The sequence below is a fragment of the Bradyrhizobium valentinum genome, assembly GCF_001440405.1.
GTDB classification, from domain to species: Bacteria; Pseudomonadota; Alphaproteobacteria; order Rhizobiales; family Xanthobacteraceae; genus Bradyrhizobium; species Bradyrhizobium valentinum.
This window is the reverse complement of sequence record NZ_LLXX01000124.1, coordinates 17890-43838: the sequence shown is the minus strand read 5'-3', so window position 1 is coordinate 43838 and position 25949 is coordinate 17890. Positions and strand designations below refer to the sequence as shown.

At 60.2% G+C, this 25949-nt stretch carries 25 protein-coding genes and 1 pseudogene; 14 read left to right on the top strand and 12 right to left on the bottom strand.

Annotated elements, in window-relative coordinates; genetic code table 11:
* The first annotated feature begins 241 nt into the window (after positions 1–241).
* A complete protein-coding gene (locus CP49_RS21200; RefSeq protein ID WP_245310785.1) occupies positions 242–1360 on the top strand; it encodes a S1C family serine protease in 1119 nt (372 codons plus the stop codon).
* Positions 1361–1472: 112 nt separating this feature from the next.
* Here CP49_RS21200 and CP49_RS21195 read toward each other — a convergent pair whose 3' ends face one another.
* The 4 genes from CP49_RS21195 to CP49_RS21175 all read right to left on the bottom strand — a co-directional run bounded on the left by CP49_RS21195 (position 1473) and on the right by CP49_RS21175 (position 3650).
* Positions 1473–1799, bottom strand: coding sequence for a helix-turn-helix domain-containing protein (locus CP49_RS21195; RefSeq protein WP_057852139.1), 327 nt, complete (start codon positions 1797–1799; stop codon positions 1473–1475).
* Positions 1796–2170 (bottom strand): type II toxin-antitoxin system RelE/ParE family toxin, encoded by a 375-nt coding sequence (locus CP49_RS21190; RefSeq protein WP_057852138.1) that lies wholly within the window; start codon positions 2168–2170, stop codon positions 1796–1798. The genes CP49_RS21195 and CP49_RS21190 overlap by 4 nt, the downstream gene beginning before the upstream one ends.
* Before the next feature lie 605 nt (positions 2171–2775).
* Positions 2776–3405, bottom strand: coding sequence for a LysE family translocator (locus CP49_RS21180; RefSeq protein WP_057852136.1), 630 nt, complete (start codon positions 3403–3405; stop codon positions 2776–2778).
* The gene (locus CP49_RS21175; protein ID WP_082646142.1) at positions 3402–3650 is read right to left on the bottom strand and encodes a DUF1127 domain-containing protein; all 249 of its coding nucleotides are present in this window, start codon (positions 3648–3650) and stop codon (positions 3402–3404) included. The genes CP49_RS21180 and CP49_RS21175 overlap by 4 nt, the downstream gene beginning before the upstream one ends.
* 1120 nt (positions 3651–4770) lie before the next feature.
* Here CP49_RS21175 and exbB point away from each other — a divergent pair.
* The 10 genes and pseudogenes from exbB to CP49_RS21120 all read left to right on the top strand — a co-directional run bounded on the left by exbB (position 4771) and on the right by CP49_RS21120 (position 16781).
* Positions 4771–5781 (top strand): tonB-system energizer ExbB, encoded by a 1011-nt coding sequence (gene exbB, locus CP49_RS21165; RefSeq protein WP_420807628.1) that lies wholly within the window; start codon positions 4771–4773, stop codon positions 5779–5781.
* A 6-nt stretch (positions 5782–5787) separates the two neighbouring features.
* Positions 5788–6269: pseudogene (exbD, locus tag CP49_RS21160) on the top strand (TonB system transport protein ExbD).
* Complete coding sequence (locus CP49_RS21155) at positions 6266–7138, top strand: TonB family protein (protein ID WP_057852132.1); 873 nt, start codon at positions 6266–6268, stop codon at positions 7136–7138. The pseudogene exbD and the gene CP49_RS21155 overlap by 4 nt, the downstream one beginning before the upstream one ends.
* 311 nt (positions 7139–7449) lie before the next feature.
* Positions 7450–7956, top strand: a complete 507-nt coding sequence (locus CP49_RS21150) for a sigma-70 family RNA polymerase sigma factor (protein WP_063791732.1) — start codon at positions 7450–7452, stop codon at positions 7954–7956.
* Between the two features lie 113 nt (positions 7957–8069).
* Positions 8070–9101 carry a FecR family protein gene (locus CP49_RS21145; RefSeq protein WP_057852131.1) on the top strand — a complete coding sequence of 344 codons (1032 nt, stop codon included), beginning with the start codon at positions 8070–8072 and terminating at the stop codon, positions 9099–9101.
* Between the two features lie 142 nt (positions 9102–9243).
* Entirely contained in the window at positions 9244–11964 is a 2721-nt protein-coding gene (locus tag CP49_RS21140) for a TonB-dependent receptor (protein WP_063791731.1), read from the top strand.
* A gap of 78 nt (positions 11965–12042) precedes the next feature.
* On the top strand, positions 12043–12762 hold the full coding sequence (locus tag CP49_RS21135; protein ID WP_057852130.1) for a hypothetical protein: 720 nt from the start codon (positions 12043–12045) through the stop codon (positions 12760–12762).
* Positions 12763–12868: 106 nt separating this feature from the next.
* On the top strand, positions 12869–13624 hold the full coding sequence (locus CP49_RS21130) for a hypothetical protein (RefSeq protein WP_057852129.1): 756 nt from the start codon (positions 12869–12871) through the stop codon (positions 13622–13624).
* A gap of 9 nt (positions 13625–13633) precedes the next feature.
* Positions 13634–15484: a type I secretion system permease/ATPase gene (locus CP49_RS21125; protein ID WP_057852128.1), complete on the top strand. Its 1851-nt coding sequence runs from the start codon at positions 13634–13636 to the stop codon at positions 15482–15484.
* Positions 15471–16781 (top strand): HlyD family type I secretion periplasmic adaptor subunit, encoded by a 1311-nt coding sequence (locus CP49_RS21120; protein ID WP_057852194.1) that lies wholly within the window; start codon positions 15471–15473, stop codon positions 16779–16781. Before CP49_RS21125 ends, CP49_RS21120 begins: the two co-directional genes overlap by 14 nt.
* Before the next feature lie 81 nt (positions 16782–16862).
* Here the strand turns inward: CP49_RS21120 and fabF are convergent, their stop codons facing one another.
* The 4 genes from fabF to CP49_RS21100 form a co-directional block, all read right to left on the bottom strand.
* Positions 16863–18125, bottom strand: coding sequence for a beta-ketoacyl-ACP synthase II (gene fabF, locus CP49_RS21115; RefSeq protein ID WP_057852127.1), 1263 nt, complete (start codon positions 18123–18125; stop codon positions 16863–16865).
* 36 nt (positions 18126–18161) lie between these two features.
* Positions 18162–18974: an oxidoreductase gene (locus CP49_RS21110; protein ID WP_057852193.1), complete on the bottom strand. Its 813-nt coding sequence runs from the start codon at positions 18972–18974 to the stop codon at positions 18162–18164.
* Between the two features lie 82 nt (positions 18975–19056).
* Positions 19057–19860 (bottom strand): SDR family NAD(P)-dependent oxidoreductase, encoded by an 804-nt coding sequence (locus tag CP49_RS21105; protein ID WP_057852126.1) that lies wholly within the window; start codon positions 19858–19860, stop codon positions 19057–19059.
* A gap of 32 nt (positions 19861–19892) precedes the next feature.
* Positions 19893–20333 carry a tautomerase family protein gene (locus CP49_RS21100; RefSeq protein WP_057852125.1) on the bottom strand — a complete coding sequence of 147 codons (441 nt, stop codon included), beginning with the start codon at positions 20331–20333 and terminating at the stop codon, positions 19893–19895.
* A 74-nt stretch (positions 20334–20407) separates the two neighbouring features.
* On the opposite strand from CP49_RS21100, the gene CP49_RS21095 reads away from it, so the two are divergent.
* Complete coding sequence (locus CP49_RS21095; RefSeq protein ID WP_082646134.1) at positions 20408–21076, top strand: TetR/AcrR family transcriptional regulator; 669 nt, start codon at positions 20408–20410, stop codon at positions 21074–21076.
* Between the two features lie 100 nt (positions 21077–21176).
* Here the strand turns inward: CP49_RS21095 and CP49_RS21090 are convergent, their stop codons facing one another.
* The 4 genes from CP49_RS21090 to CP49_RS21080 form a co-directional block, all read right to left on the bottom strand.
* The gene (locus tag CP49_RS21090) at positions 21177–22337 is read right to left on the bottom strand and encodes an iron-containing alcohol dehydrogenase (RefSeq protein ID WP_057852123.1); all 1161 of its coding nucleotides are present in this window, start codon (positions 22335–22337) and stop codon (positions 21177–21179) included.
* Positions 22338–22424: 87 nt separating this feature from the next.
* Complete coding sequence (locus CP49_RS43020) at positions 22425–22616, bottom strand: hypothetical protein (RefSeq protein WP_082646133.1); 192 nt, start codon at positions 22614–22616, stop codon at positions 22425–22427.
* 88 nt (positions 22617–22704) lie between these two features.
* Positions 22705–23565, bottom strand: a complete 861-nt coding sequence (locus tag CP49_RS21085) for an alpha/beta fold hydrolase (protein WP_057852122.1) — start codon at positions 23563–23565, stop codon at positions 22705–22707.
* Between the two features lie 33 nt (positions 23566–23598).
* Positions 23599–24177: a TetR/AcrR family transcriptional regulator gene (locus CP49_RS21080; RefSeq protein ID WP_057852121.1), complete on the bottom strand. Its 579-nt coding sequence runs from the start codon at positions 24175–24177 to the stop codon at positions 23599–23601.
* Positions 24178–24263: 86 nt separating this feature from the next.
* Between CP49_RS21080 and CP49_RS21075 the strand changes: the two genes are divergently transcribed.
* Both CP49_RS21075 and CP49_RS21070 read left to right on the top strand, forming a co-directional pair.
* Entirely contained in the window at positions 24264–25370 is a 1107-nt protein-coding gene (locus CP49_RS21075; protein ID WP_057852120.1) for an efflux RND transporter periplasmic adaptor subunit, read from the top strand.
* Positions 25371–25411: 41 nt separating this feature from the next.
* Entirely contained in the window at positions 25412–25903 is a 492-nt protein-coding gene (locus tag CP49_RS21070; protein ID WP_057852119.1) for a nuclear transport factor 2 family protein, read from the top strand.
* The last annotated feature ends 46 nt before the right edge of the window (positions 25904–25949 follow it).

Here is a 25949-nt window from a genome sequence, read left to right as displayed (position 1 = left end):
CAGTCGGCATAGCTTTCCAGCATTTGGATGATCTTCCTTATCCACCGCGGGCTGGAAGGAACTGCTGGCGCAGCAGATTGTTGAGCCTGCAGTTGCCGCGAGCGTCTGAGCGCTCTCACAGAACTGACGGCGAGCTAAACGTGCCGGCGTCTGACGTCAAAACCGCGGTGAGGCGATGATAGGCTATGGCTCGTGTATGGCTCGTGTAGATTTGGTTTTCAACTGGCGGCGGGCGTCGATGATGGCCGGGACGGTCGCTTTCGCGATTCCGGTGATCGCTGATATCGCGGAGGCAACGGCAAATTCTCCGGGCCAGGCTTCATTCGTGGGCAGGCCGGCGACATTGATCGAGCGGGTTGCTGATACTGAAGCTGGTGGTGGGCCGGGCGATTTCGCCGATCTCGCCGAAAAAGTTCAACCGGCCGTGATTGGGGTACGTTCCAAAGGAGCGGATCCGGATGCGCCCGATCGAGGGAAGGCAGCGAAGACGCTCGAACTGATCAGTGCTGGATCAGGCTTCTTCATCTCTCCGGACGGTTATGCAGTGACCAGCAGTCACGTCGTGGAAGGCAACGACACGGCCGAGATCCGAACCAGCGACGATAAGGCCTATTCGGCAAGAGTCATAGGAAGGGACTCGTGGAGTGATATCGCCTTGATCAAAGTCGACGGACGCACGGACTTCAGCTACGTGAAGCTCGCCGACCAGCCGCCGCGCGTGGGCGATTGGGTGCTTACCGCCGGAAATCCGCTTGCGGTCGGAGGTACCGTGACAGCCGGTATTATTTCAGCGCGCGAACGCGACATCGAGGTTGGTTCAGGGAAAGATTTCATCCAGATCGATGCGGCCATCAACAGCGGCGATGCCGGCGGTCCGAGCTTCAATGCCCGGGGCGATGTCGTCGGTGTCAACAGCATGATCTTTTCACCCGCCCAAGGCTCCGTGGGCGTTGCTTTTGCGGTCCCGGCCGATACGGTCAAGGCGGTGATACCGCAGCTAAAGGAGAAGGGCGCGGTCACGCGCGGATGGATCGGGACTAAAGTTCAACCGGTCACTCCTGAACTTGCCGACGGCCTCGGACTGAGCAATCTCCGCGGTGCGATCGTGGCAATGGTTCAAGACAATGGTCCCGCTGCGAAAGCCGGATTGAGAAGCGGAGACGTGATCACCTCGGTGGGTGGCCAGTCAGTCAAGAACGCCAACGAGCTGACCAGGAAAGTCGGTGCGATGGCGCCGGGCTCTTCGACCCAGCTCACGGTGCTTCGGCAAGGAAAAGAGAGCTCATTGAGCGTGACCTTGGGTCAGCAGCCGAATGAACCCAATGCGCCCGCGGCAAAGCCAAGGGAAAATCCAAGATAGCCGGCGTTCGGAGCAGCTCGCGAAATCTCGCCGCGAGAAGTTCGAAGGATGATCGTCTCAGCAAAAGCCCGCCGGTTGGGGGCGGGCTTCCCTTGGTTGTTGTTTGCCTGCGTCAGGCTGCCTTGCGAGCCTTCCGCGCGATCTTCGCGCTGCTTCGAAGGAGATTTAGCACGGCTTGAGGGTTCTTCTCGATAATCATGAGATACGCGCGCAGACCATCGAGCGGACGGGAGCGGCCTTGCTCCCAATCGCGAATCTGATTGATGGTGAACCCAAACTCTTGCGCAAAATCATCCTGCGAGAGCCCAAGCTTTTTTCGAATAGCACGAACATTGATCTCAGCAGGGACATAGAGCTTGGTAGGCTTCGCATTCCCGCGCGCTATTTCAAGCGCTTCGGTCAGGCCCGCTGCGATCTTGTCGAATGCTTTCTTACTCATCCTGCTAATCCTCTCCGCTCTGCCAAGCTGGATTTTTTCTTTTTGTACTCATCTACAATGAGTTTGGTCAGGGCTTTCAACCCTGCCGCCTCTTTGCCGGTCAATGTTGCCTTCTCCCCTTTTGCAAATACTGTGATGAGAAAGACTGGCATCGTCTCACCAGAGTAGAACGTGACAGTCCTGTAGCCACCACGCTTTCCTTTACTGCGGCCCGCGAACCGGACCTTCCGGCAGCCGCCAGTGCCAACCATTTCCTCGCCGGCTTCAGGGTTTTCAGCCAGAAAGGTAATGATGTCGAAGATTTCATCTTCGGTCAGGGCCGCTTGCTTGGCGGCTGTATCAAAAGCTTTAGTGCGGGCTACAGTGTGCACGGTCCAGTTACTACGTAATTAACGTACCATGCATTTGTACGTAACTTACGTAGTGCAGTCAAGTTCCGGCCGCAATAAGGCGGCCGAGATATTGCACAACACTGCTAGACTTTTCCCGCCGTCGATTACCGAAGGGAAGCCATTGCAGGTGGCGAGAGCTTTATCCGCGGCGTTGCGGCGGCCTTGGTTGGATCGGTTGCGGCTGTCGCCGTCGGCAGATTGAGGTCCGGAACGGTGTTCATGTCGATATTTCTCGACACGCGCCGGAAGCGCGCGCGGTTCAGCAACGCGCAGGCGATGGCTCGTTGCGGCGACTTCAATTGTCAAAAGGATTTGGTGTGCAATCGCGAGGAGGGGCGGCGTTACAGCAGGCCCATAGGTAGTCTGCGCGATGATGGACTAGTGCCGCTGATTTGCCCGACGTGTCAAGTGTTCGCGGGATCGCTCAAGGTATCATGCCGGCAATTATTGCTACTTTGCATGGGGTTGTTTTCCATATTTTGTAGTTGGGAGCGCGGCCTCCTGCCATCTTCTGTTCGCTGTATCAGGCGCGCAGCGCGACCGGCGTGCTGCGGATGGCGCCAGCTCTTTCGCTGCTGTCGCCGTCAGACGATGCGGGCGCATAGCGAAACGCCCAGGCCCATCAGGAGGATCCCGGCGAGCCTGTTGAGCCAATCCAGCACGGTTTTCTGCAAGCTCCGAAACATGGCGTTCGTGCTGAGGGCGAGGAGGAGATACCAGGATGCACTGCCCAGCATCACACCGATGGACGTCACCAGCGCGCGATCCATGATCAGCGGGTTGCCGTTTTCCAGCGCAGACGTGATGCCCAGGTACGCCAGTATCGTCATCGGATTGGCAGCGGCGATCAACAGGGTCGACGTATAGGCCGAAAGCAAATCACCGCATGTCGCTTCTTCGCATGTCGCGCTGTGCGCCGCGCGCGTGGACACGAGAATGGTCCTGAGGCCCATCAAGACCAGCACGATCCCTGCGGTGATGCGCAGCGGCGTGTGCAGGGCGAGCATCTTCTGCGTCAACACGGTCCCGCTCGCGGCGGCCAGGCAACTGAACATGCCGTGAGCTGTTGCCGCACCCATGCCGCTCGCTATACCAAACCAGATTCCGAATGCCAGCGTCCGCTGCACGCACATCAAGCCAACCGGGCCGAACGGGATGGCGACGCACAAGCCTAGCGCCAGCGCCGGCAGCAAGTCCGCGATGAACGACGTCATTTCCAGAACGGCTTGGATGCTTCGGCCATTGCCTCTTGGCGCGTCTTGCCGATGTCCTTGAGATGGTGGTCATCGAGCTCCGCAAGGGCTTGTCGCTGGCGCGACCGCTCCGAACACCGGACACACCAGCTCAAGAACCGTGTTCCCCATCCAGGTCGACTTGCCTCGGCGCCGTCGTGATGGCTGGACGCCGCGGCTGCTTTCCGACTCGTGAGCGAATTGACGCCTGCGATTGCAAAAATCATCGGACGCTTCATGTGAAACCTCCTGTTCGATTTCGATAGGTCAGCTTGCGGCGGCCTGATTAGGTCGGGCTGCGACCCGCGGCCGTGAATTGCTTCACAACTCACGCGCTCGTGTCTCCAAGTTGTGAGTTTGCGATTTTGCAGGTCGGCGGAAGTCCGCTTGCGATTTGCGGTGATGATGATCTGCGATTTGGAAAGTGCGTGCGAGTGCGGGATGGAACGCGCCCGCCCTGCATCGGTCCGTCGACACAAAGGTGAATGTTCCATCACACCGCTTCGCAGATATGGCGATTGCAACCGCAGGTTCCGTGGACGCGATTTACTGAAGCGCGGACACGATCCAGTCGCGCGGCGATGCGCACGGCCTTCTTTCCCATTTTCGAGGCATTCAAATTATTAAACGCAGGCGATAGCTTGATGGCGATTACGTCAGGGCGTATCGGTCCTTGGCGTTGAGCGCAGCGTTTCGCTTTTCTGAGCGCATCGCGGCCTCCGCGCCCGCCCGCAAGGTGCCAACAAGGAAGAGGACGCGAGCAGTCATGCAGCCAGATACTGACAGTGAATCTGCCGGTGCAGAGATGCATCGGTCCATCATGACGGCTTTCTGCGATGTCCTTCGTACCACCCGGCTTCCGCCGATGACGGTGATGAGTCTCGCCGCGTCAGCTCTCGGAACGGTCTACAGGGAAGTCGCCGATCAGCATCGTTCCGATGGCGGTTGTCCCTGCGGCTGGAAGCCGAACCTGCGTGCGGATGTTGAGGCTCTGCAGGCAGCGCTGGCAGCGACAACACAGGCTATCCCGCCTGCGGACTTGCGCGTCATGCAGCCTGTCGGACGTGCATGAGCCATGACGTGCGATCGCACATGCGATCATTCGTCTCGCAGATTTTGAGAGTTTCTAATTTCGCCTGGTGCGGCAGCATAAGTGGAGCCGCAGCGCTTAGAACAGGCGCAAGCGGGCCGTAATCATGGACCGGCCGCTCAAAAATAGTGCGGGTCACGGTGGGAAAAACATCGTCGTCAAACGTCTTAGCTTAGAGGCGTTGTGGGATTGAAACAATGACGTGTGCGATGACGAAACTGGCCGGAGCCCGGAGGGCAGGACTCCGGGTTGCGTGGATGACGTTGATGGCGCTTATCGTGTCGGCTGGTGTCACCGTCCCAGTGGTGGCCCAGCAGGTGGAGCCGTCGGCTCATGCGCCAGCATCTGTCGCGCTCGACGCGGAGCGGCCGGCAACATCGTCATCATCAGCTACATCTGTCGGCGCTGACGCTCCGGTATCCGCAGCGCCGATGCCGCAGGCGTCGTCGGTAGTGGCCGAACCCTCGGCCGGTGCGCCGACATCTCCGAATGCGCCACCCGCCGCCCCGGCGGCCGGCCCTGCGACGCTTCCGCATGATCTGTCGCCGTGGAGCATGTTCATGCAGGCGGACATGATCGTGAAGGCGGTGATGGTCGGCCTTGCCTTCGCGTCGCTATTGACCTGGACGGTATGGTTGGCCAAGGGCGTTGAACTCACAGGCACCAAGCGCAACGCACGTAGCGCCACACGCAAGCTGAGTGGCGCCGAAAGCCTTGCGGACGCATCACGGCAGATCAATGCCGGGTGGACGAGGAATGGCCGTGTCGCCGATCTTGTCAACGCTGCGCTTCAGGAGCTGCAGCGCTCGGCCGACCTGTCCGCCGAGGGAATCAAGGAGCGCCTCGCGATCGCGCTGTCCCGCATCGAGGCGAAAGCTGCCCGCGACATGGCGCGGGGCACCGGGCTTCTCGCGACGATCGGCGCAACGGCCCCGTTCGTCGGCCTGTTCGGCACGGTGTGGGGTATCATGAACTCGTTCATTGGCATCTCGCAATCGAAGACGACGAACCTTGCCGTCGTTGCGCCCGGCATCGCCGAAGCATTGCTCGCCACCGCGATCGGCCTTGTCGCGGCTATTCCGGCGGTGATCATCTACAACGTATTTGCTCGCGCCATAGCCGGCTACCGCGCGTTGCTGTCGGACGCTTCGGGCGAAGTCCTGCAGCACATGTCACGCGATCTGGAACGGCAGGAGAAAGGCATTGCGCCCGGAAGAACCATCCGTGCCGTTCCGAATATGAGCACTGTCGCTTCGGCGGCGGAGTGAGCGATCATGGCAGTCTCGCTCAGGGACCCGCAGGACGGCGACGTCACCGAACTCTCCGAGATCAACGTCACGCCCTTCATCGACGTCATGCTTGTCCTTCTCATCATCTTCATGGTGGCCGCTCCCTTGTCGACCGTGGATGTCGCGGTGGACTTGCCGGTCTCCAGCGCACCGCCGCAGGCACGGCCGGACAAGCCGATCTTTCTCAGCGTCAAACCGGACCTCACTCTGGCGCTCGGCAACGATGATGTTCCGCGCGGAGCGTTGCAGGCGACGCTCGACAGGCAGACGAACGGCGATCGCCAGCAGCGGATATTCCTGCGGGCCGACGGCGTGGTCGCCTATCGCGACTGATGGGCGTGATGAATCTGCTGCGCAGCGCGGGCTATCTCAAGGTCGCGCTGGTTGGGCTGGAAGATACCGGGCAGGGCATCGCAATCGGCGGACAGTTGCCCGCGCAACAGGCCGCGCCGGCAGTCCAGCCATGAGATTCGGCTGGCATGATCCCGACGCGCGGCCGGACCGCGTCGCGTTGCGTTCCCTGTTGCGATGGACGCTGGCAGGTGCCGCGGTCGCAGGATTGCATGCGGGCGGGATTTGGCTGGCGCTCAGCCGCGAAGAAGCCTCGGCTGCGGGTGAACCGCCAGCCGCTGTGATGATGGAGTTGGCGCCGCTGGCCGTTGCGCCCGAAGCACCGCCGGATCGGTTGCCACCCGATGAACGGATGACGGAAGCGCAACCTTCTCCCGAGCAGGAAACGAGCGACAAGCCTGTTGAATTGGCGGAGGAGAAGCCAGAGCCGGTCGTCGCAGAGGTAAAGAAGCCCGTTGAGATCGTGTTGCCGCAGACGCCGCCGGAAATCGAGACACCGAAGCTGCCGGAAGCGGCGAACGCAGAAGCCAGCTTGACACCGCCACCGCCCCAGCCGAAGGCCGACAAGAAGCCACCTCCAAAAAAGAAGCCCGTCCGCACCACGGCCGACGACCGCAAGATGGATCGCACAACGGCGCCGTTGGCCAACTCAAATCCGCGGGCGGACCGGTTGGCCGCGCCGTCGTCGAGTTCGGCCTTCAATCCCTCGACATCACCCGCCACATGGCAGAGCAGCGTCAACGCTCACCTCAACCGGCATAAAGGGGGAAGCCCGAATGGCGCAGTCGGCACGGTCGTGGTGGCTTTCATCATCAACCGCTCGGGCGGCGTGGTGAGTTCGCGTCTCGTCCGAAGCTCCGGAAATCCGGTGATGGACGCGAAGGCTGTTTCGACGCCCCGTAACGCCAGTCCGGTGCCGGCTCCCCCGCCGGATGTCGCGGGCAGCGCCATCACGCTCACCGTTCTCATCCAATACGAACCGTGAGGCGGACGATGCCATGAAATCAACAGATCGATCTCAGGATTTCCGGGAGGCAAAGCATGCTGCTTGGAGCCTATCTAAACATCCATAGTTGTGAAACGCCTGAGGCGCCATTAGAGAGAAAGCGGGTTGGGGCCTCGCGGTAGCTGCCTGTCGGACAGTCCAGGCGTTAACTTCCGGGCAGGGACGAGAGGGACCAGCACTTATTGTGACGACCGCGCGTGCGATGAACATCGCGTGTGGGGAATGTAATTTGCGCGACCTTTTCACAATCCTGCAATTGGCCCGCGCCAGTCGTCCGGTGGAGCGCTGACGTGAAGGGGAGCGATAGCCGCAGCGTGATTTTTCTCGCACATCGTGCAGCTCTGATCGAATATGCGACACCAATTCTCGGCTCCCGCGAGACGGCCGAGGACATCGTGCAGGAAGCGTTTCTCAAATTCGTACCGCCCCGGCCGGCAGCCGACGCGCCAGAGCAGCCGGCAGCGTATCTCTACCGCATCGTCCGCAATCTCTCCCTCGACCTCTTGCGGCGCAAAAAGCTCGAAAGCCGGGATCCACTCGACGAAACGTCCTATTGGGCGGTGCCGCGGCCCGAAGCTTCACCGGAACAGAACGCTCTATTGCGCGACGACATTCGTCAGATCGCTGCGATGCTCGCTGAAATGCCGACAGAGACCAGGATCGCCGTCGAAATGCACCGTTTTGGAGGGCACAAGCTTCAGGACATTGCGGCGCATCTCGGTCTCTCGGTCGCAACGGTGCACCGGATGATCCACACGGCACTGGTGGATATCGCAAAGCGGACCGGTCGCGAGTAAACGTGACATAATTCTCCCGGTGTGAAAAAGAATTCCGACCTATTCGTCTATTTAGAGCAGGCGAGACACGGATCGCGTGCGCTGGGGATGGGACTCGGGATGAGGATCACGGGATGTCGCTGAACAAGAATGGAGGCAAGCCCGAAGCCCTGCTGGACGAAGCGGCGGGCTGGCTGCTGCGCCTTCGGGAAGCGGCGGGCGACCAGCGCGTGCAGGATGACTTCAACGCATGGCTTTCACGCTCCAGCGAGCACCGCGCTGCGTGGCACCGGGTCCGGAAAAGCTGGCATCTGCTGGGCGAGGGGAGGCCGGTGTACGAGCATGTCTGGCGGCCACGGTCGTTGCAGACGCCGCCAACTGGTGTCGGCAGGGTATCCCGCGTTCAGCCTGGAAATCATTCGCGCGCGGCGCGGCGGCGATGGCGGTGGGCGGCGCCCATTTCAGCTATTGGTCTGGCTGCCTGTCTGCTTGTCGTTGCTATCCCCTCGCTTCTCGTGCGGCTGGAGGCGGACCATCTCACCACGACTGCACAAAGCCGCCTGGTGACGCTCGAAGACGGTACGACCGTCTATCTCGCCGCTGACAGCGCCATCAAGACGGACTTTTCGGCAAGCCGTCGTCAGGTCCGGTTGCTGGCGGGGGAAGCGTTCTTTGATGTGATCCGCAATCCGGGCCGGCCGTTCGTCGTCGATGCGAGCGGCGTGAAGGTCGAGGTGACGGGAACGGCCTTCGATGTCCGTCTCTCATCGTCGGCGACGCAAGTGGAGCTCGCGCGGGGCGCAGTCGGTGTCTCCTTCGATCCGGCCCAGCGTGGCTCCCCCGCCGTGCTGGCTCCGGGTCAGATGCTGGTCGTCGATCGCAAGTCGGGCGCGATGACAAAGAGCGATATCGCACCTGAGGATATTGGCGCCTGGCGCGAAGGAAGATTGTTCGTCAACGATGCAACGATCGGCGCCGTCGTCGAACAGATACAGCGCTATCACGCTGCATGGATCGCCGTTCCAGACACCACGCTGGCCCAGCAGACAGTCACCGGCCTGTATGATCTGCGCGACCCCGACCGCGCACTGCGTGCGCTGGTACAACCGCACGGTGGCAAAGTTCACGAGGTCTCCCGCTTCGCTCGCATCGTTTCGCGACTTTAAGTCGAATCTAAACTGCGAAGCCGTTTCTCGCGCCGAACGCGCGATAATCCTGAAAAAAAGTATCGAGCCGATCGTCTTTAGTCGGGAAGCGCATTTCGAAAAAGAAAATGCGCGCGGTGGCAGACTAGAGTACGGGGCTGTAATGTGCGTTTCGAAGAAGACTATATTCAATCAAATCAATGAAAGAGCTGCGAACGTTGCACATATTGCGTGCCTTCTTGCCGCGCTAGTTGCGGCAGACAGCGCCTCGCGTGCATTCGCGCAGACCTCGCCCGGTTCTGGAATAGTTCAAGTCCAGGGCGGTGACGCGGCGGCGCCGCGAACCTTCAATATTCCCGCACAGCCGCTCGGTCTTGCGCTCAATGCCTTCGGCCGTCAGTCCGGCCTGCAGGTGACATTGTCAGCCGCAACGTCGCGCGGGCTGACATCCAATGCCGTCAACGGCAGCTTCACCCCGGAGCAAGCGCTGGCGCTTCTGTTGCGAAACACGGGTATCGCGTTTCGCGTCACTGCCGATCGTACGGCCGTTATCGGAGCGACGGCCTCGCCGGCGGCGGAGGTATATGTCCCCGGCGCAATCCAGCTCGATCCGCTGATCATATCGGGTGGCCGAAATGCCATTTCGGGGTCCGGCTACCAGGGGACGCCGGACTGGGTCTATCAGGCGCCGGCGGCCGTCAGCGTGATTTCGCGCGAGGCGATCGAGAACAGCCCAACCCGCAACGCCCGCGACCTGCTCGACAACGTCGCCGGCGTCTATGCAAACCGCTCGGAAGCGCAGAACCCGGGCATCAGCGTCAATATCCGCGGCCTTCAGGACCAGGATCGCATCGCCACCATGATCGATGGCGCGCGGCAGAGTTTTCAGCGCAGTGCGCATGGCGCCACGCAGCGTACTTATGTCGATACGGCCTTTATTCGTGCCGTCGACATCGAGAAAAGCACGACATCCGGCGTCGGCAGCGCCGGCGCTCTGGGCGGTTCTGTCAATTTCCGAACGCTTCTGGCGGAGGACCTGATCGCACCGGGCAAGCAGTACGGCGGCCAGGTCAATCTCACCACCGGGACCAACCAGTTCAACTTCGACGGTTCGACGGCGGCCGCGGTCCGCCTGTCCGACCGGTTTTCCGTTCTCGGCGGCATCAGCTACAAGAATATCGGCGCCTATGATATCGGCAAGAACGGCACCATCAATAGTGCGGCGACCTATGCCGGGGACGTATTGCTGTTCTCCGGCCAGGAGGTCCGCTCCGGCATTCTGAAAGCCGAGGCCTGGGCCACGGAAGACGTCAAGCTCACGCTTGGCTGGGTGCGGAACGATTCCAGGTTCAACACCGGAACCTACGACTCCGCGGGGAGCCAAGGCAACCTGCAGAAGGCGACGGAAGGTGTCGTCAATAACACTTACACCTCTGCGCTCGACTGGAAGCCCGACAGCGAGCTGATCGATCTGAAGGCCCGCTTCTATTACAACAACATCAGGAACAACAAGGTCGAGGAAGGCTCGATCCTTTCGGCGGGACCGTCGAACTACGTCATGGGGACCCTCGGCGGCAGCGTCGAGAACACCAGCCGCTTCGACACGGCTCTGGGAGGTCTGGCTCTCAACTACGGCATGGAAGCCTTCAGCGACGACGGCAAGACCGTTCTCACTCGTGGCTTTGTATCAGCCGACGGCATTGATTACTCGAGCACGCTTTCGGGCGGCACGCCGAGCGGCAAGCGCGAGATCGTCAGTGGTTTCGGCAACGCGAAATATACGCCCACCGATTGGCTGACCGTTTCAGGTGGCTTGCGTTATGACTGGTATCATGTGGCGGGAACAACGACGATCTACGGCGACGACAAGACGAAGGACATCATAGGTTACATCGTTATCCCTGCTGTACCTCCTGTGCCGCGGGTCTGCTGGCCTTCTCCGCCGTTCCCTCCCAATTTCCGATGCACTGAAGCCAAACCTGGCATTCCCGCTCGAACCGAGCCGATCTACGGGCCGGAATACTACAAGGGACATGACGTCAAAGTCGATAACTCCGGCGGAGCCTTGCTGCCGTCGGTGACCATTGCGGTCAAGCCATTCGAATGGCTGCAGCCCTTCGTGAAATACTCGAAGAGCTACCGGCCGCCTACGATCATGGAGTCGTTTCTCAATGGCGGGCATGACGGAAATAGCGTCACTGAATATGCGCCAAATTCGGCTCTCAGGCCCGAACGAGGCGAAACCTACGAGGTGGGTGCAAACGTCTCAAGCAACGGAATTCTGACCGAGCGAGATACGTTTCGGTTCAAGGCCGTGGGCTTCTACAGGGAAATCACCGATTACATCAGCTTTGGCAAAATCCGCACCGCCCAAAGCAACGTGCCTTACACTTCGTATGTGAACCTTGACGGCGTGACCCGCATGAAAGGGATCGAAGTCGAGGCCAACTACGATGCCAGATTTATCTATATTGGCGGGACAATCACGCGCATCGATACGGAGCTCGCCGACAGCTTTACGTCTCCTGCCGGTCGAAGCATGCCCATCAATAGCGGACAAGGAGCCGCGATTATCTTCGAACAGCCCAAGCTGCGGGTCACGCTTGATGCAGGCGTGCGCCTGTTCGAAGAAAGGCTGACGTTGGGCGGCCGCATCACCGACGTCTCGAAGACGGAGCCGGTGCTGGGCTCCCTTCGGACCGGCTACGAGATGGATGGCTACCGGGTTTACGACATCTACGGATCCTATGCCTTCGATCCGATGACGAAGCTGCGTTTCTCGGTCACCAATCTCACGGACGTTGCCTACGCTCCTGCCGTTGGTGCCAACTTCTACGCCGCGCCCGGACGAACGGCCACGGTATCGCTCAACTACAAATTCTAGGGAATTCCATGGTCGCAGGCTGTGGATGCGAGGTTCGCCGTGGGGCGAACGGATGAAACAGGCAAAAGGGAACAAGAAATGACACTGTTGATTGAGCTGACCGCAGCGAGCAGCAATCTTCCGGCCTACCTGGCAGCCTATGACACGAACTTCTCCTACAACGGCAACGGCTGGTTCTCCCGGTCCTTCTCTACCGGACAGGATCAGTGGTCCGCCGGCTTCGATACCGAAGGCGTCGACAACAACATTCCCTCGGTCATCATGGGGATCGACGACTACAGCTATTCGCCGGGCCTGTTTAGCGGCGATGTCACCTCGCTCACGCTCGGCCGCAACCTCGAATATGATGCAGGCCGGGATCTGTGGGTGCAGGATGAAGAGCTAATCATCACGAACGTGAGCGGCTACATGCCGGATACGACCACGTTCGCCTATGCGATCTACAGCCTGTCGCACGGCGGAGCCGTTGACGGTCTGGGGACCTTCCCGGGTCTGACGGACTACTTTGCCGAGCAAGGCACAATGCAGGTTGGGAATCTGGGTCTGGACGATACGCTGCTCGGTTTCGGCGGCCAGGATACTTTCGTATTCCAGGACGGATCCTCGTTCGACACCGTCAACAGCTTCGATCTTGCCATGGATATCCTCGACGTCTCGGCGTGGGGTGCAGCGGGATTGGGAGACCTGTTTATCTCCACGATCGGAACCGACACCGTAATCAGCAGCTCCGATTTCACGGACGGTATTACGATTACGGGCGTAACGGGCCTGACGGCCGCGAACTTTGAGTTCGCTTGAGGGAAATCCCGACTTTTGCAAAGGCAGCGCCGCGTTCATCTAGGAACGCGGCGGAAGCCTGCAAATAATTCCGATTATCGTCAAAGAAAATCTGAGGAATTAGAGAATGGCATTGGTACTGGACTACACGAGCGCGAGCAGCAACCTTCCCGCGTTCCTGGACAACTGGATCGACAACTTCGAGTATCGTGGCACGGGCGGCTTCAATGCCGTGAGGAACGTGTCGGACCAGTGGTACGCCGGAACGCGTATCGTCGGTGGCGTGGACAATGACAAGTCATCCGTGATCGTGAACGGGGCCGATTTCAGCTACACGCCTGGCGTTGTCGATGGCACGGTCTCCACGCTCACGCTCGGCAGCAATCTCGCTTACGTGTCGCCCACCGATCAGTGGGTGCAAGATGAAGGCCTGTCAGTCAATTTCAGCGGCGCAACGCTGACGCCGGCTTTCGATGCTGCGATTGCCGATCTGTCTCAGAACGGCAGCCTGGATGGCCTCTACGGCTATTTCGCCGAGCAGGGGACCATCCAGAACGGCACCGTGGGCAACGACGTCATGCTGAGCTTTGCCGGAGACGACACGTTCACCGGCAACCTCGGCGATGATACGTTCACCTTTGCCGACGGCTGGGCCAACGACGTCATCGCCGATTTCGGCACCGATACCGGAAATGACGATGTCATTGACCTGCAGGCGGTGACTGGCATTTCGAATTATGTCGATCTGGTCTTCAACCACAGCAACTGGTGGGACAATACCGGGGTTCTCACCATCACCGATGGCGAGAATACGCTCCAACTCGACGGTTACGTCGGGACCGACATTGCCAATCTGATTCTCTGCGGCAATATCCTGGTCTGAGTGCGATCCGTGCTCAAAACCCCGCATCGCAAACCGTCGCAGCCGTTGGCTGCGGCGGTCCTGTCGCCGCTGGCGCCGGCGCTTGTCGGAATTGCGGTGGTCAGCGGCGTGGTCAATATCCTGGCGCTGACGTCGCCGCTGTTCATGCTGCAGGTCTATGACCGCGTCTTGGCGAGCCGCAGTGTGTCCACCCTGATCGGGCTTGCGACGCTGGCCGCGGTTCTGTTTGGGTTTCAATCGCTGCTGGATGTGATCCGCGGTCGTGTACTGCTGCGGATGGGAGAGACCTTCGATCGCAAACTGTCCGGTCGCGTGCATGAGGCGATCGTCTCTCTGCCACTTGAGGCCCGGATGCCGGGCGACGGCCTGCAGCCGCTGCGGGATCTCGACAATGTTCGCGGCTTCCTGTCCGGGCAGGGGCCTACGGCACTGTTCGACCTGCCATGGATGCCGCTCTATCTCGGCATCTGCTTCCTGTTCCATTTCTGGATCGGAATCACTGCACTTGTCGGCGCGATCGTTCTGGTGTCACTCACGGTCATCACAGATGTGCTGTCGCGCGGACCGACGCGCGCGGCGATGCTGCACGGCATGGCGCGCAATGCGATGATGGAGGCGGGCCGGCGCAATGCCGAAGCGGTCCGCGCCATGGGGCTTGGCGGTCGCGTCGCGGAACGTTGGCAGAACGCGAATACGGACTATCTCGCCGCAAACCGGCGTACCGGCGATATCGCCGGCGGCCTCGGCGGCGCGTCCAGATCGCTGCGCATGATTCTGCAGTCGGGCATGCTGGCGGTCGGTGCCTACCTGGTCATCAGGCAGGAGACGAGCGCCGGCGTCATGATCGCGAGTTCGATCATGATGGGCCGCGCGCTGGCGCCGGTCGATCTCGCAATCGCAAGCTGGAGGCCATTCCTGATGGCCCGGCAAAGCTGGGGCCGGCTTAAGGAACTGTTCGCGATGATGCCTGAGACACGTGCGATCATGGCGCTGCCGAAGCCGGAGCGCGAGTTGCGCGCGGAAGCGATCAGCGTCGCGCCTCCCGGCGAGAAGAAGCCCACCCTTACGGGAGCCAGTTTTGTTGTGCCGGCGGGAAGCGCGCTTGGCATCATCGGACCGAGCGGCAGCGGAAAATCCACACTCGCGCGCGCGCTGGTCGGCGTCTGGGCGCCGGCAAGCGGCAAGGTGCGCATCGATGGCGCGGGCTTCGATCGATGGAACCGAGAAGAGCTGGGTCGCCACGTCGGCTATCTGCCGCAAGGTGTCGAACTGTTCGACGGCACCATCGCCGAGAACATCTCTCGTTTTGAAGCGGACGCCGATGCTGTCGCCGTCGTCGCCGCGGCCCGCGCGGCGGGCGCACACGATCTCATTCTTCGCTTTGACAACGGTTATGAGACCCGGATCGGCGAGGCGGGCTCGGCTCTGTCGGCGGGACAACGCCAGCGTATTGGTCTCGCTCGCGCGCTTTATGGCGATCCGTTTCTCGTCGTGCTCGACGAGCCCAACGCGAACCTCGATGCGGAAGGCGAGAAGGCCGTCGTCCAGGCAATGACGTCGGTGCGTGAACGCAAAGGTATCGTCATAGTGGTAGCGCATCGACCCAGCGCGCTCGGCGTGGTGGACCTCGTGGCAGTCATCGAAGCAGGAAGAATGAAGGCCTTCGGTCCGCGCGACGAGGTGCTGTCGCGCACCCTGAAAGGTGCAAATCCTCCGGCGACCACCGTGACGACGGCCGCGGGCTACTCGACCGGTTTTCGCGCTATCGCTCCATTCCGCGTTGTCGCGACGGGCGCCACCGAACCGGGAGCAGGTAGATCGCCCGACCAGCATGCGGATGAAGCCGATGTCGAACGCTGACCATGCAAGTCTCGCGCGCTCGATCCGGCGCCATCTCCTTGTCGGCGGCCTTGCAAGCCTGTTTCTCGTGGCAGGTATCGGCGGATGGGCGGCGGCAACCAATCTGGCTGGCGCCGTGGTCGCGACCGGGCATTTCGTCGTCGATTCCTACGTAAAGAAGGTGCAGCATCCGACCGGCGGTGTGGTTGGCGAAATCCTGGTGCGCGAGGGCCAGCGCGTCACCGCGGGTGACGTCGTGATGCGGCTGGATGCGACGCAGACCCGTTCCAACCTCGCCATCGTCACAAAGCGGCTGGACGAATTCGCGGTACGGCGCGCGCGGCTGGAGGCGGAGCGCGATGAAGCGCCAGCGATTTCATTTCCTACAGCGCTGATGGCGCGCTCAGGCGACGCCGATATGGCGCAGCTACTGGCGGGGGAACGCAAACTGTTCGAACTTCGCCGCGAAGCACGGCTCGGGCAGAAGGCTCAGTTGCGCGAACGCATCCTTCAGTACGAGAAAGAAGTACGTGGTCTGGTTTCCCAGGAAGACGCAAAGGTGCGAGGCATCGCGCTGATCGAGCGCGAGCTTGAGGGGGTGCGTGGACTCTGGGAGAAAGGCCTCGTGCCGATCCAGCGCATGATGGCGCTGGAGCGTGAAGGCACCAATCTGGACGGTGAGCGCGGCCGGCTCGCGGCAGCGCAGGCCCAGTCCGCGGGCAAGATCGCGGAGACACAACTGCAGATCATTCAGATCGATCAGGACCTTCGCAGCGAAGTGGCGAACAGCCTACGCGAGATCGAAGCGCAAACCGCCGAATACGTCGAACGCAAGGTGTCGGCTGAGGATCAGTTGAAGCGCATCGATCTCGTCGCACCGCAAAGCGGTCTGGTGCACGAGTTGGCGGTTCATACGGTGGGCGGCGTAATTTCTCCGGCCGATACGATCATGTTGATCGTGCCTGATAGCGACAGGCTGGCGTTGGAAGCGCAGATACAGCCCCAGGATATCGACCAGATCCGGTTGGGCCAGCGAACAGTTTTGCGAATGTCGGCGTTCAATCAGCGAACCACACCGGAGCTCAACGGCGAGGTTAGCCGCATTGCCGCCGATCTGACACAAGATCAAAAGAGCGGACTATCCTACTACGTCGTTCGCATTGCCGTGCCGTCGCAGGAGCTTGCGCGTCTGGGTAAGCTGGCACTGGTGCCGGGGATGCCGGCCGAAGCATTTATTCAGACCGGCGAGCGAACGGTCATCTCCTATCTGGTCAAGCCACTGCGGGATCAGATCAACCGCGCGTTTCGCGAGGAATAGTAAGAGAGTACCGCATTCTGTGGGCGCGGCAGCGTCGCGCCCATCCGGATCATCCGGCGTTCGTGGAACTGCCGGCAGTCTTCATTGCCAGCGTCGAAAGATGATGCTTGCATTGACGCCTCCGAAGCCGAATCCATTCGAGATTGCATGCTCTATCGTCATGCGCCTGGCTTCACCGGAGACGAGGTCGACGCCTTTCGCAGCCGCGTCGCCATTTTCGAGATTGAGAGTGGGCGGCGCGATCTGGTCGCGTAACGCGAGGATCGTGAAGATCGCTTCCGCTCCCCCGGCTGCGCCGAGCAGATGACCAGTCGCCGATTTGGTGGCGCTCACGGCAATTTTTCCTTCGCGGCCGAACACGGCTTTGATCGCTTCCAGTTCGGAAACGTCGCCAACTGGCGTCGAAGTGGAATGGGCGTTGAGGTGCTGGATATCGCCGGGCTCGAGGCCGGCCTGCCGCAAGGCGCCTTCCATGGCGCGGCGCGCGCCGTCGCCGTCCTCGGGTCCCGACGTGATGTGGTAGGCATCAGCCGTCGTCCCATAGCCGATGATTTCGGCGATCGGTTGGGCGCCCCGGCGGAGCGCGTGTTCCAGCTCCTCGATGACGAGGATGCCGGCGCCTTCGCCCATGACGAAACCGTCGCGGTCGCGGTCGAAGGGGCGGGACGCGCGCGCTGGCGTTTCGTTGAAGCCGGTCGAAAGGGCGCGGGCGGCGGCGAAACCGCCGAGGCTCACGAGATCGATGCAGGCTTCCGAGCCACCGCAAATCGCAACGTCCGCTTCGTCGGTTCGGATGAGGCGTGCGGCATCGCCGATCGCCTGCACGCTCGCGGCGCAAGCGGTGACCGGCGTACCGATGGGACCCTTGAAGCCGTAGCGGATGGAGATATGACCGGCCGCGAGGTTTGCGAGAAAGGACGGCACGGTGAAGGGCGAGAGGCGCCTGATCCCGCGCTGATCGGTGGTGCGTACTGCCTCGACGATTGCCGGAAAGCCTCCGATGCCCGATGCGATCACCGTCGCCGTGCGCTCCAGCGAGTGTGCGTCCGAAGGAGTCCATGCCGCTTGTGCAATGGCCTCGGCCGTGGCGACCAGTGCGAAGAGGATGAAGCGATCCATCCTTCGCTGATCCTTGGGAGGAACGACCAGATCCGGATCGAAGCCTCCATCCGGATCGTTCGCTTTCATCGGGACGCTTCCGGCGACTCGCGCGGGAAGGGCGGCCGCCCACTCCGGGAGTGCGGCAAGTCCTGAACGGGCCGAGAGCAGTCGGGACCATGCCAACTCACTGCCGCAGCCCAACGGTGACACCAATCCCAATCCCGTAACGACGACGCGACGCATGATGACTGACTTTCGATATCCGATTGGCCAGTATGGCTAAGCCGGTAATCCCATCTGCTTGCGAAGGCTCTTGTCGAACATCCGCTCAGGGACGAAGCGACGCAACACGCTCACCTGCCGCGCCATCTTACCGCAGGTATATCGCCGACGGGGCGATGCGGTAGTCGCGGCTTCCACGACCCTCTCGGCAACAACCTCGGGACTATCGGCTGTCTTCATGACCTCTTGCATAACCGCGCTGGAGCGCATTCGCGCCGAGACGTATGCGTCCAGGCTCCGATCCGGAAGCACCATGTTTTGTTCGAACGAAGTGCGGGTATATGCCGGCTCAAGCAAGCAAATTCGAATGCCGAAGGTCCGCACCTCATGATCAAGAGACTCTGAATAGCCTTCGAGAGCATGCTTCGTGGACGAGTAAAGGGCCGAGAATGGCGCGGGTATCAAGCCGAGGACCGAACTTATATTGACGATCCGTCCCGCCTTTTGTCGTCGCATGATCGGGAGGACGGCGTTGGTCGTGCGGATCACTCCGAAAAGGTTTACGTCGAACAACGCTTGGGCTTGGTTCACTGAAGATTCTTCAGCTCCGGCAAGCAGGCCGGTCCCAGCGTTGTTCACCAGAACGTCGATCCTGCCTGTCGTATCGAACACCTTGTCGACGGCCGCCTTCACTGATGCGTCGTCCGTCACATCGCAGGTGACCATCGTAATCCCCCCGAGGGCACTCGCGACGGCGCGCCGGCTGGTGCCGAACACGCGGAATCCAGCCTGGTGCAGCGCCTTTGCGGAGGCCTGCCCGATTCCTGCAGAAGCCCCGGTCACAATCGCCACTTTACCGTCTCGTCGCATAAAGGCCTCCTCGATGGAATTGATCAGCGTCGCGCATCCGAGCGGTGCAAGCCCCGCCACGGCGATAACAGCCCATTGTTTATTACTGAGCTTTTTCCAAATACCTCGTCGCCGGCCTACCCGACTGCATGAGCGCACGGCTCAATGCGATGCGAGCGTCCTCAAAGCCCGTCCAGAGCGACGCGTTCTCCAAAGACGGAAAGCAGACAAGCTCGCCCTGGTCCAATGCCTGGAGAGCGGTATCGACCAATTGCTCCGCGGACATGAAGAGTTCGTTGGGGAAGGGGGCAGCCGCAAGACCGGATGCTTCAAAAAACTCGGTGCGAACTGGACCGGGAAGTACCGCCTGAATGATGATGCTTGTCTTGGCAAGCTCCATCTGGAGCGAGCGCGTGAAATTCAAAACATATGCCTTGGAGCCGGAATAACCCGCGCCGGAGGGCGTCGGCATGACCGCGATCATGGAGGCGATGTTGATGATCGTACCGGAATTGCGCCGCAGGAAGCCCGGCAGGGCGGCATGAGTCAGTCGCGTCAGTGCCAGGATATTGATCTTTATCAGGTTCTCCAGCGCGTCCGCAGTTACTTGCGAGGTCGGTCCAAGTGCGCCCAAGCCGGCATTGTTGATCAGGACGTCGATGTCCTCCCGCTCGGTTATTAGTGCTTCAATGCGCGACAGGTCCTTCGCATCGGCGAGGTCGGCAGTCACGATCTCGACCGCGCGCGTTGCCTTGGTTGTAATTCTTTTGGCGACGTCCTCTAGCCGGTCTCGACGGCGGGCGATGAGAATCAAGTCGTAGCCGCGTTCCGCCATTCGTTCGGCATAAGCAACGCCAATCCCTGACGACGCTCCGGTGACAACGGCAAAACGGTGGTGATTCCTCATCTTAATCTAAGCCTCCAACATTCGGCATGGATCTAGGCCGGTTCTTGAATTGGGTATGGCACTGGCTTGTTTTGTTCGAGCCAGAGCTTCTCATACTCGGAATTTGGTGGTGGCGCGGGCATGCCTTGGATCTGCCAGAGATCAAAAGGCGTTTCGTCGATGTGGATTTCCCAATCCCTGCCGCGGTCCTTGATGTAGGGCTCTAGCGCCTTTTCAACCCAGCCCATCCATTTGGCTTTCAGCTTCTTGGCGTCGGGCGGGAATGATCGCGCGATATGATCTACCCAGATGCGAACGAAATTGTGCGCCGGCTCGCCACCCATGTAGAAGGACTCGGGCGCAACCTCTTGAAACACGACGATGACGTAGAACTTCGGTAGCGCGCGATAAAGCTCGGTAATGCGCTGTGACAAGGCGCGCTTGTCCTCAGCGGTGAAGGCGCCGATCGGATGATAAATTTTCCAAAACGGCATTTTCCCTCCTGAATCGAGATGCGCCGGGATTTATAGATGATGGTCATCATTATTGATTTGATGATCATCATTCTATGCAAGCCTTGTCAATCACTAATAATGACATGTATCATCGTAATATCGTGAGATTTGGGAGATTGTGCGTGCGGATTACCGAGAGTCAGGCCCAGAAGAACCGGCAAAAAGTCGTCGCAAGGGCATCAAAGCTCTTTCGCGAGAGCGGCTTCGACGGCATTTCGGTCAACGATCTGATGAAAGCCGCGGGCTTCACGCATGGCGGATTCTACAATCATTTCGAATCGAAGAGCGCGTTGGCATGCGAGGCTCTTGACTACGCATTCCGCCAGATGGACGGCGTGCGAGAACAAATGCCGAGCCTTGAGGAGTTCGTTACGTCTTATCTGTCGGAAGAGGCTCGGAAGGCGCCTGGCGCTACGTGCCCGGCGGCGGCGCTGGCCGGCGAGGTCGCGCGACAGCCGGATAGCATCAAACGTGTTTTCGCCGAGGGCGTCGAGCGGATGATCTTGTCGATTGCAGGTTCGTTGCCTGAGACGTCTACGCGCGAGGAAGCGGTGGATCTGGTTTGTCGTATGGTCGGAGCGTTGGTTTTGGCCAGAGCGCTGCCGGCGTCGAGCAATCTTGGCCGTGAATTGCTCTCGACGGCAACGGAACGTTGCCGGAAGACTGTGATGACTTCAAATGGGCTACGGCGAGGCGGGCGCAGTTCCAGACGTCAAAGCTAACGCTCCATCTCAACTTGTGCGGTCGCTCGTCTGACCAGATACGCGAGGCCAATCGCTGGTCAGCTTTCCACCATCGGACTTGTCCTCACATCCGCCTCGGCTAAGCGGCCGCTCGCAGCAGATCGACGATATCGGCTTCACTTTTGAAAGGCCGCGGGTTGGCCTGCACGAAGCGATGATTGATTGCAATCTTGCTGATCTGATCGAATTTATGCTCGCCGATGCCAACATCGGCGAGGCGGCCAGGTAGTCCAAGTTTATTGGTGAATTCTGCAAAGGCGTCTGCGGCTTCGATGCCCGGGGCGCCGAGAACCGTCGCCAGACGCTTCTGCGCGTCCTCGGTGAATGGCTTGTTGTAACGAAGCAGGCTCGGCATGATAACAGGTGTGCAGTAGTAATGGGGAACGCCGAAGGTGCCTCCAAGCACGTGGCCAATTCCGTGGCTTGCTCCCATCGGGATGCGTGCCTGGAGGCCAAAGGAGGCGAGCCATGAGCCGTGTTGTGCAAGACGGCGTGCCTCAAGGTCGCCAGGATAATCCAAGGTCCGGAGCATTGCCTCGCGCAGGATACGGATGCCTGCCAAGACGACTTCGTCAGCTAAGGGGGTGCCGGCGGGCGAGCACAATGCTTCGATGCCGTGATCCATCGAGCGCGTTCCCGATCCCATCCAGAGTTTCGAAGGCGTATGAAGGGTGAGGGAAGGGTCGAGAATAATCGCCACTGGCATCATCTGGGGATGGAAGAAAATCTGCTTTAACTTGTTGCGCTCATCGGTGACGAGCGCTGCGGCATTGTATTCGCCGCCATTCAGCGTGGATGGTACTGCGATCTGTCGGACTGTCGGTGAGCGGAACGGAGAATAGTTCACGCCCGGGCTCATGGGGAAGGGATCAAAGCCCGCTTCATCGCGGATATCGTGTTCCATTGCCATGATGACAATCTTGGCGAGATCGACGGCAGAGCCTCCACCGACAGCGACAATCAGATCAGCTCTTGCGTCTTTGGCTTGATGGGCAACCTCGGCAGCTTGCTTGCGCGTCGTGTGCTGTGCAATTCCGTCAAAGGTCGCCACATGTTTGTCGCCGAGCGTACGCCGAATCTTCTCGATCTCATCGGTCTTGGTATTCAACGTTCGACTGGCGAGAAGGAAGACGCGCTTTGCGTTCAATCGCTCTGCCTCTTCGTTCAGAGCTTCAGACGCAGCTTTGCCATAGATGACTCGATCAATTGCTGGAAAGTTGTGTACACCAGTCCTGCGCATTTTTTGTCCTCCCTACCTTAAAAAGCAAGTGACTACGTTATCAATAGTGACGGCAAGGTGCAGTCGAGGACTGCGCAATGATCTTGATCAAGACAGGAAAAACTGGTCGCTACGATAGGTATTAGCGCCGCTGACAGTATGCCTCACCGGTGCATTATTCCGCTTCTCGCTGACTGGATCGGCCGGCGGGAAGATGCTGTCATAAATCGCGCGCGCCTCTCGAATGAGATGGTCTCGCTCGCGCTCAGACTTTGGCACAAATCGAATAACTTCGCCCATATCTGCTCCAGGTAACCTATGAGAACGAATCCGCAGTTAGCGAAGCGCCCAGAAGCGCTTGAACATAGTTGCACACTCCTGTGTTTGATCATTGCGGCCATTCTGTCCCCATTATCACGCGAGCCAGCTCCGACGGATTCTCAACAGCTGAGAAGTGGCCGGTATTTTTGAGTGTCACCATCTGCGAGGCAGGAATCAGGGACCGTGTGCGTTCGCGTTCATTTGGCCTAGACCAATCACTATCGCCATAAATGAGCGTCACAGGCGCCGAGATCTGCCCATAGTAATCGCGTGCCTTGCTCCAGGATGGCCAGCCTGCCAGCACCTTGCGTGCGATCCGCTTGTATCCCGGGCGGTGGGCTACTTCATCGAACTCAGCAAGCAAATCGGCCGGCAGTTTGCGCGGGTCGTGATATCCGCCGCCCATGATCTTGCCGAGAACCATTTTGTTTTCGAGCGATGCATTCATCGCGCCGAGTATCGGGATCTGCAAACTTCCGATGATAAAATTGGCGAACCAGTTGCCGCGTCGAATACCGTCCCCGTAGCGGGTCTCGTAGTCGTAGGGGTTGATCGCATAGACCCGCTTCACCCGCTGCGGAAGCGCCGCCGCCACTGTAAGGGCCAATGCCCCGCCGATCGACTCGCCAACAACCGTGACGACCGAGAGGTTTAGCTCCTCGATGAAGCGAATGACGGCCTGCCTGAAGTAGGGTTCGTCGAAGCTTGCGCTTGCATCTATTGGTGAGTGTCCGTGGCCTGGGAGGTCAATGGTGTACACCGTGTGCGATCTCGCGAGGAGGGGCGCCAGACTGCGGAAATATTCGAGCTGCGTCCGGATCGTATGTATAAGGAGTAACGGAGGCCCGCTGCCGATCTTTTGAAAACGCAGGCTAAGCGTATCCGATATTTTGAGCAAACTTGGTTTGGCTTTCGTCACGCTAAGCATTCGATTTCTCCTGTGCTTTGAGGGGGCGATCTTTCAACCGGCGGCGCGTTCGCGAACCTGTTCGACCGCCGCATCCAGGATGGCCTGAGCCAGATCAGGGTCATTGACGACGCGCGATAGCGTTACCGCACCGACCATCGTCGAGAGAATGGCCATGGCCTTGCCCTTGGACTCCTCGCCGTCTGTTTCGGCAATGAAGCGGCCGAGGACTTCGAGATGCGCCTTGATCCCCGCTTCGAATGCCGCTTTCACGTCAGGCGCCTGTCTGGCGGCATCTGAGCCGAGCGCCACGATCGGGCAGCCGTCCATCTTTTCTTCGCGATGGTCGGCGCTGAGGTAGAACGCGATCACCGCGCCAAGCGGATCATCAGGATTCTCCGCGGCCGCGTCCGACCATCGGCGGGAGGCGCTCTCCAATGCCCGCCTGGACGCCAGTGCCGTCAAATCCTCCTTTGATGCGAACTGCTTGTAAAAGCCACCTTGGGTCAGGCCGGCAGCACTCATCAGATCCTTAAGACCGATGCCATCAAAGCCGCGCTCCCGAAAAAGGCGACTTGCCACATTGATTACAGTTTCGCGGTTTTCCGCGGCCTGAATGCGACTCACTCGCATTGTCGACCTCCATTTTTTAGATTGCATTCGTAATCTATATCAGATATAGAGTTGGAACGCAATCTAAATGTGATGAGGAGGCGGACATGAAAAAGCGAAGACCTATCATCGTGTTAGGGGGCGTTCTGATCGCGGCGTTAGCGGCAACTGCGTTCGTCACACTTCGCACCCAGGAAGCCTCTGCCGTTGGAGATCCAAGGCAGGAGCCACCGGTCGTCAGACTGGCCACGGCAGCGCGAGTGACCGGATCCGAGCGCGGCTTCACGGGCATCATCGGGGCGAGGGTGCAGAGCAGCCTCGGTTTTCGCGTCGCCGGCAAGATCGTGGAACGGCTTGTGAATACGGGTCAGCAGGTCAAAGCCGGTCAGCCGCTGATGCGGATCGACGAAACCGACCTTCGCCTTGCGGTCACGGCAAAGCGCAACGCCGTTGCCGCAGCGCGAGCATCTTTCGTTCAGACCGAAGCGGATGAACAGCGATACGCCAAGCTGGTGAGCAACGGATGGGCTTCCCGACAGCGCTACGAGCAAGCGAAGGCCGCGTTGGATACGGCCGAGGCGCAACTCGCCACCGCTGAAGCTGATGCGCGGGTCTCCGAGAATGAGGCGACCTATTCGGTTCTGGTCGCGGACGCGGACGGAACGGTGGTCGAAACGCTTGGCGAGCCCGGGCAGGTCGTCTCTGCCGGCCAGACAGTCGTTCGAATCGCAAAGGCCGGCCCCCGCGAAGCGGTGGTTGCGCTTCCCGAAACGATCCGACCAGCGATCGGCTCCGCGGCCGAGGCCCGCGTGTATGGAGCCGATGGGCGGCGCTATACGGCGCATCTGCGGCAGTTGTCGGATGCCGCCGATGCTCAGACCCGTACCTATGAGGCCCGTTATGTGCTCGACGGTGAGGCCGCGGCAGCACCCCTTGGCGCGACGGTAACCATTCGGCTGGCAAGCCAAGAGAGTCAGCCGGAAGTTCAGGTGCCGCTGGGAGCCGTGCTCGATGACGGCAGGAAGACCGGTGTGTGGGTCCTGGATGGCGCCACCTCGACCGTACACTTTCGGCCCGTCAAGCTTGTTCGGGTGAGCAGCGAAACCGCCGTGATCTCCGGATTGAGCTCTGGTGATCCGATTGTTTCCCTCGGCGCTCACCTTCTCCAGGAGGGCGCTCGCGTCAGGACTGCATCTGAAAACAAGGGAAACTAACGAGCTTCAATCTTTCCGCGATCACCGTCGGAGGACGGCAAATGCTATACAGCTACATTGTCAAGAAAGAAATCCGAAAGACCTTCGACCACGTCAACAACCATCGCTGGGATGAAGCGGTGAAAGCGGTCGCGCCGCATGTCCATCACCGCGTTTCCGGCGCTCACGCGCTTGGTGGTGAGCGCCACAACAAAGAAGATCTGCGCCGCTGGTTTGAGCGCCTCGGCCGTGTCCTGCCCAATCTCCATCTCACGATCAATAACATCTGGGTGACGGGCTTGCCGTGGCGTACCACCGTGTTTGCCGAGTGGGACGCCACCGCAACGCTGCTCAACGGCGACGCGTCGTACGTCAACCGTGGTCTCCACGTGTTTACCCTGCGGTGGGGTAGAGTCTACGCACTCGAGGAATTTCAGGATTCACAAGAAGCGGCCCGTGGGCTTGCTGCCCAAGCGGCAGCCGGCCTCAAGGAAGCTGTCGCCGAACCAATTGAAAGCTCGCAGAAGCGCAGTCAGAGGGCGCGCGCTTTTTAGGTAAGCGCGGTTCACTCGGCGCCCACCTGCTGCAGGACGGCGCGAG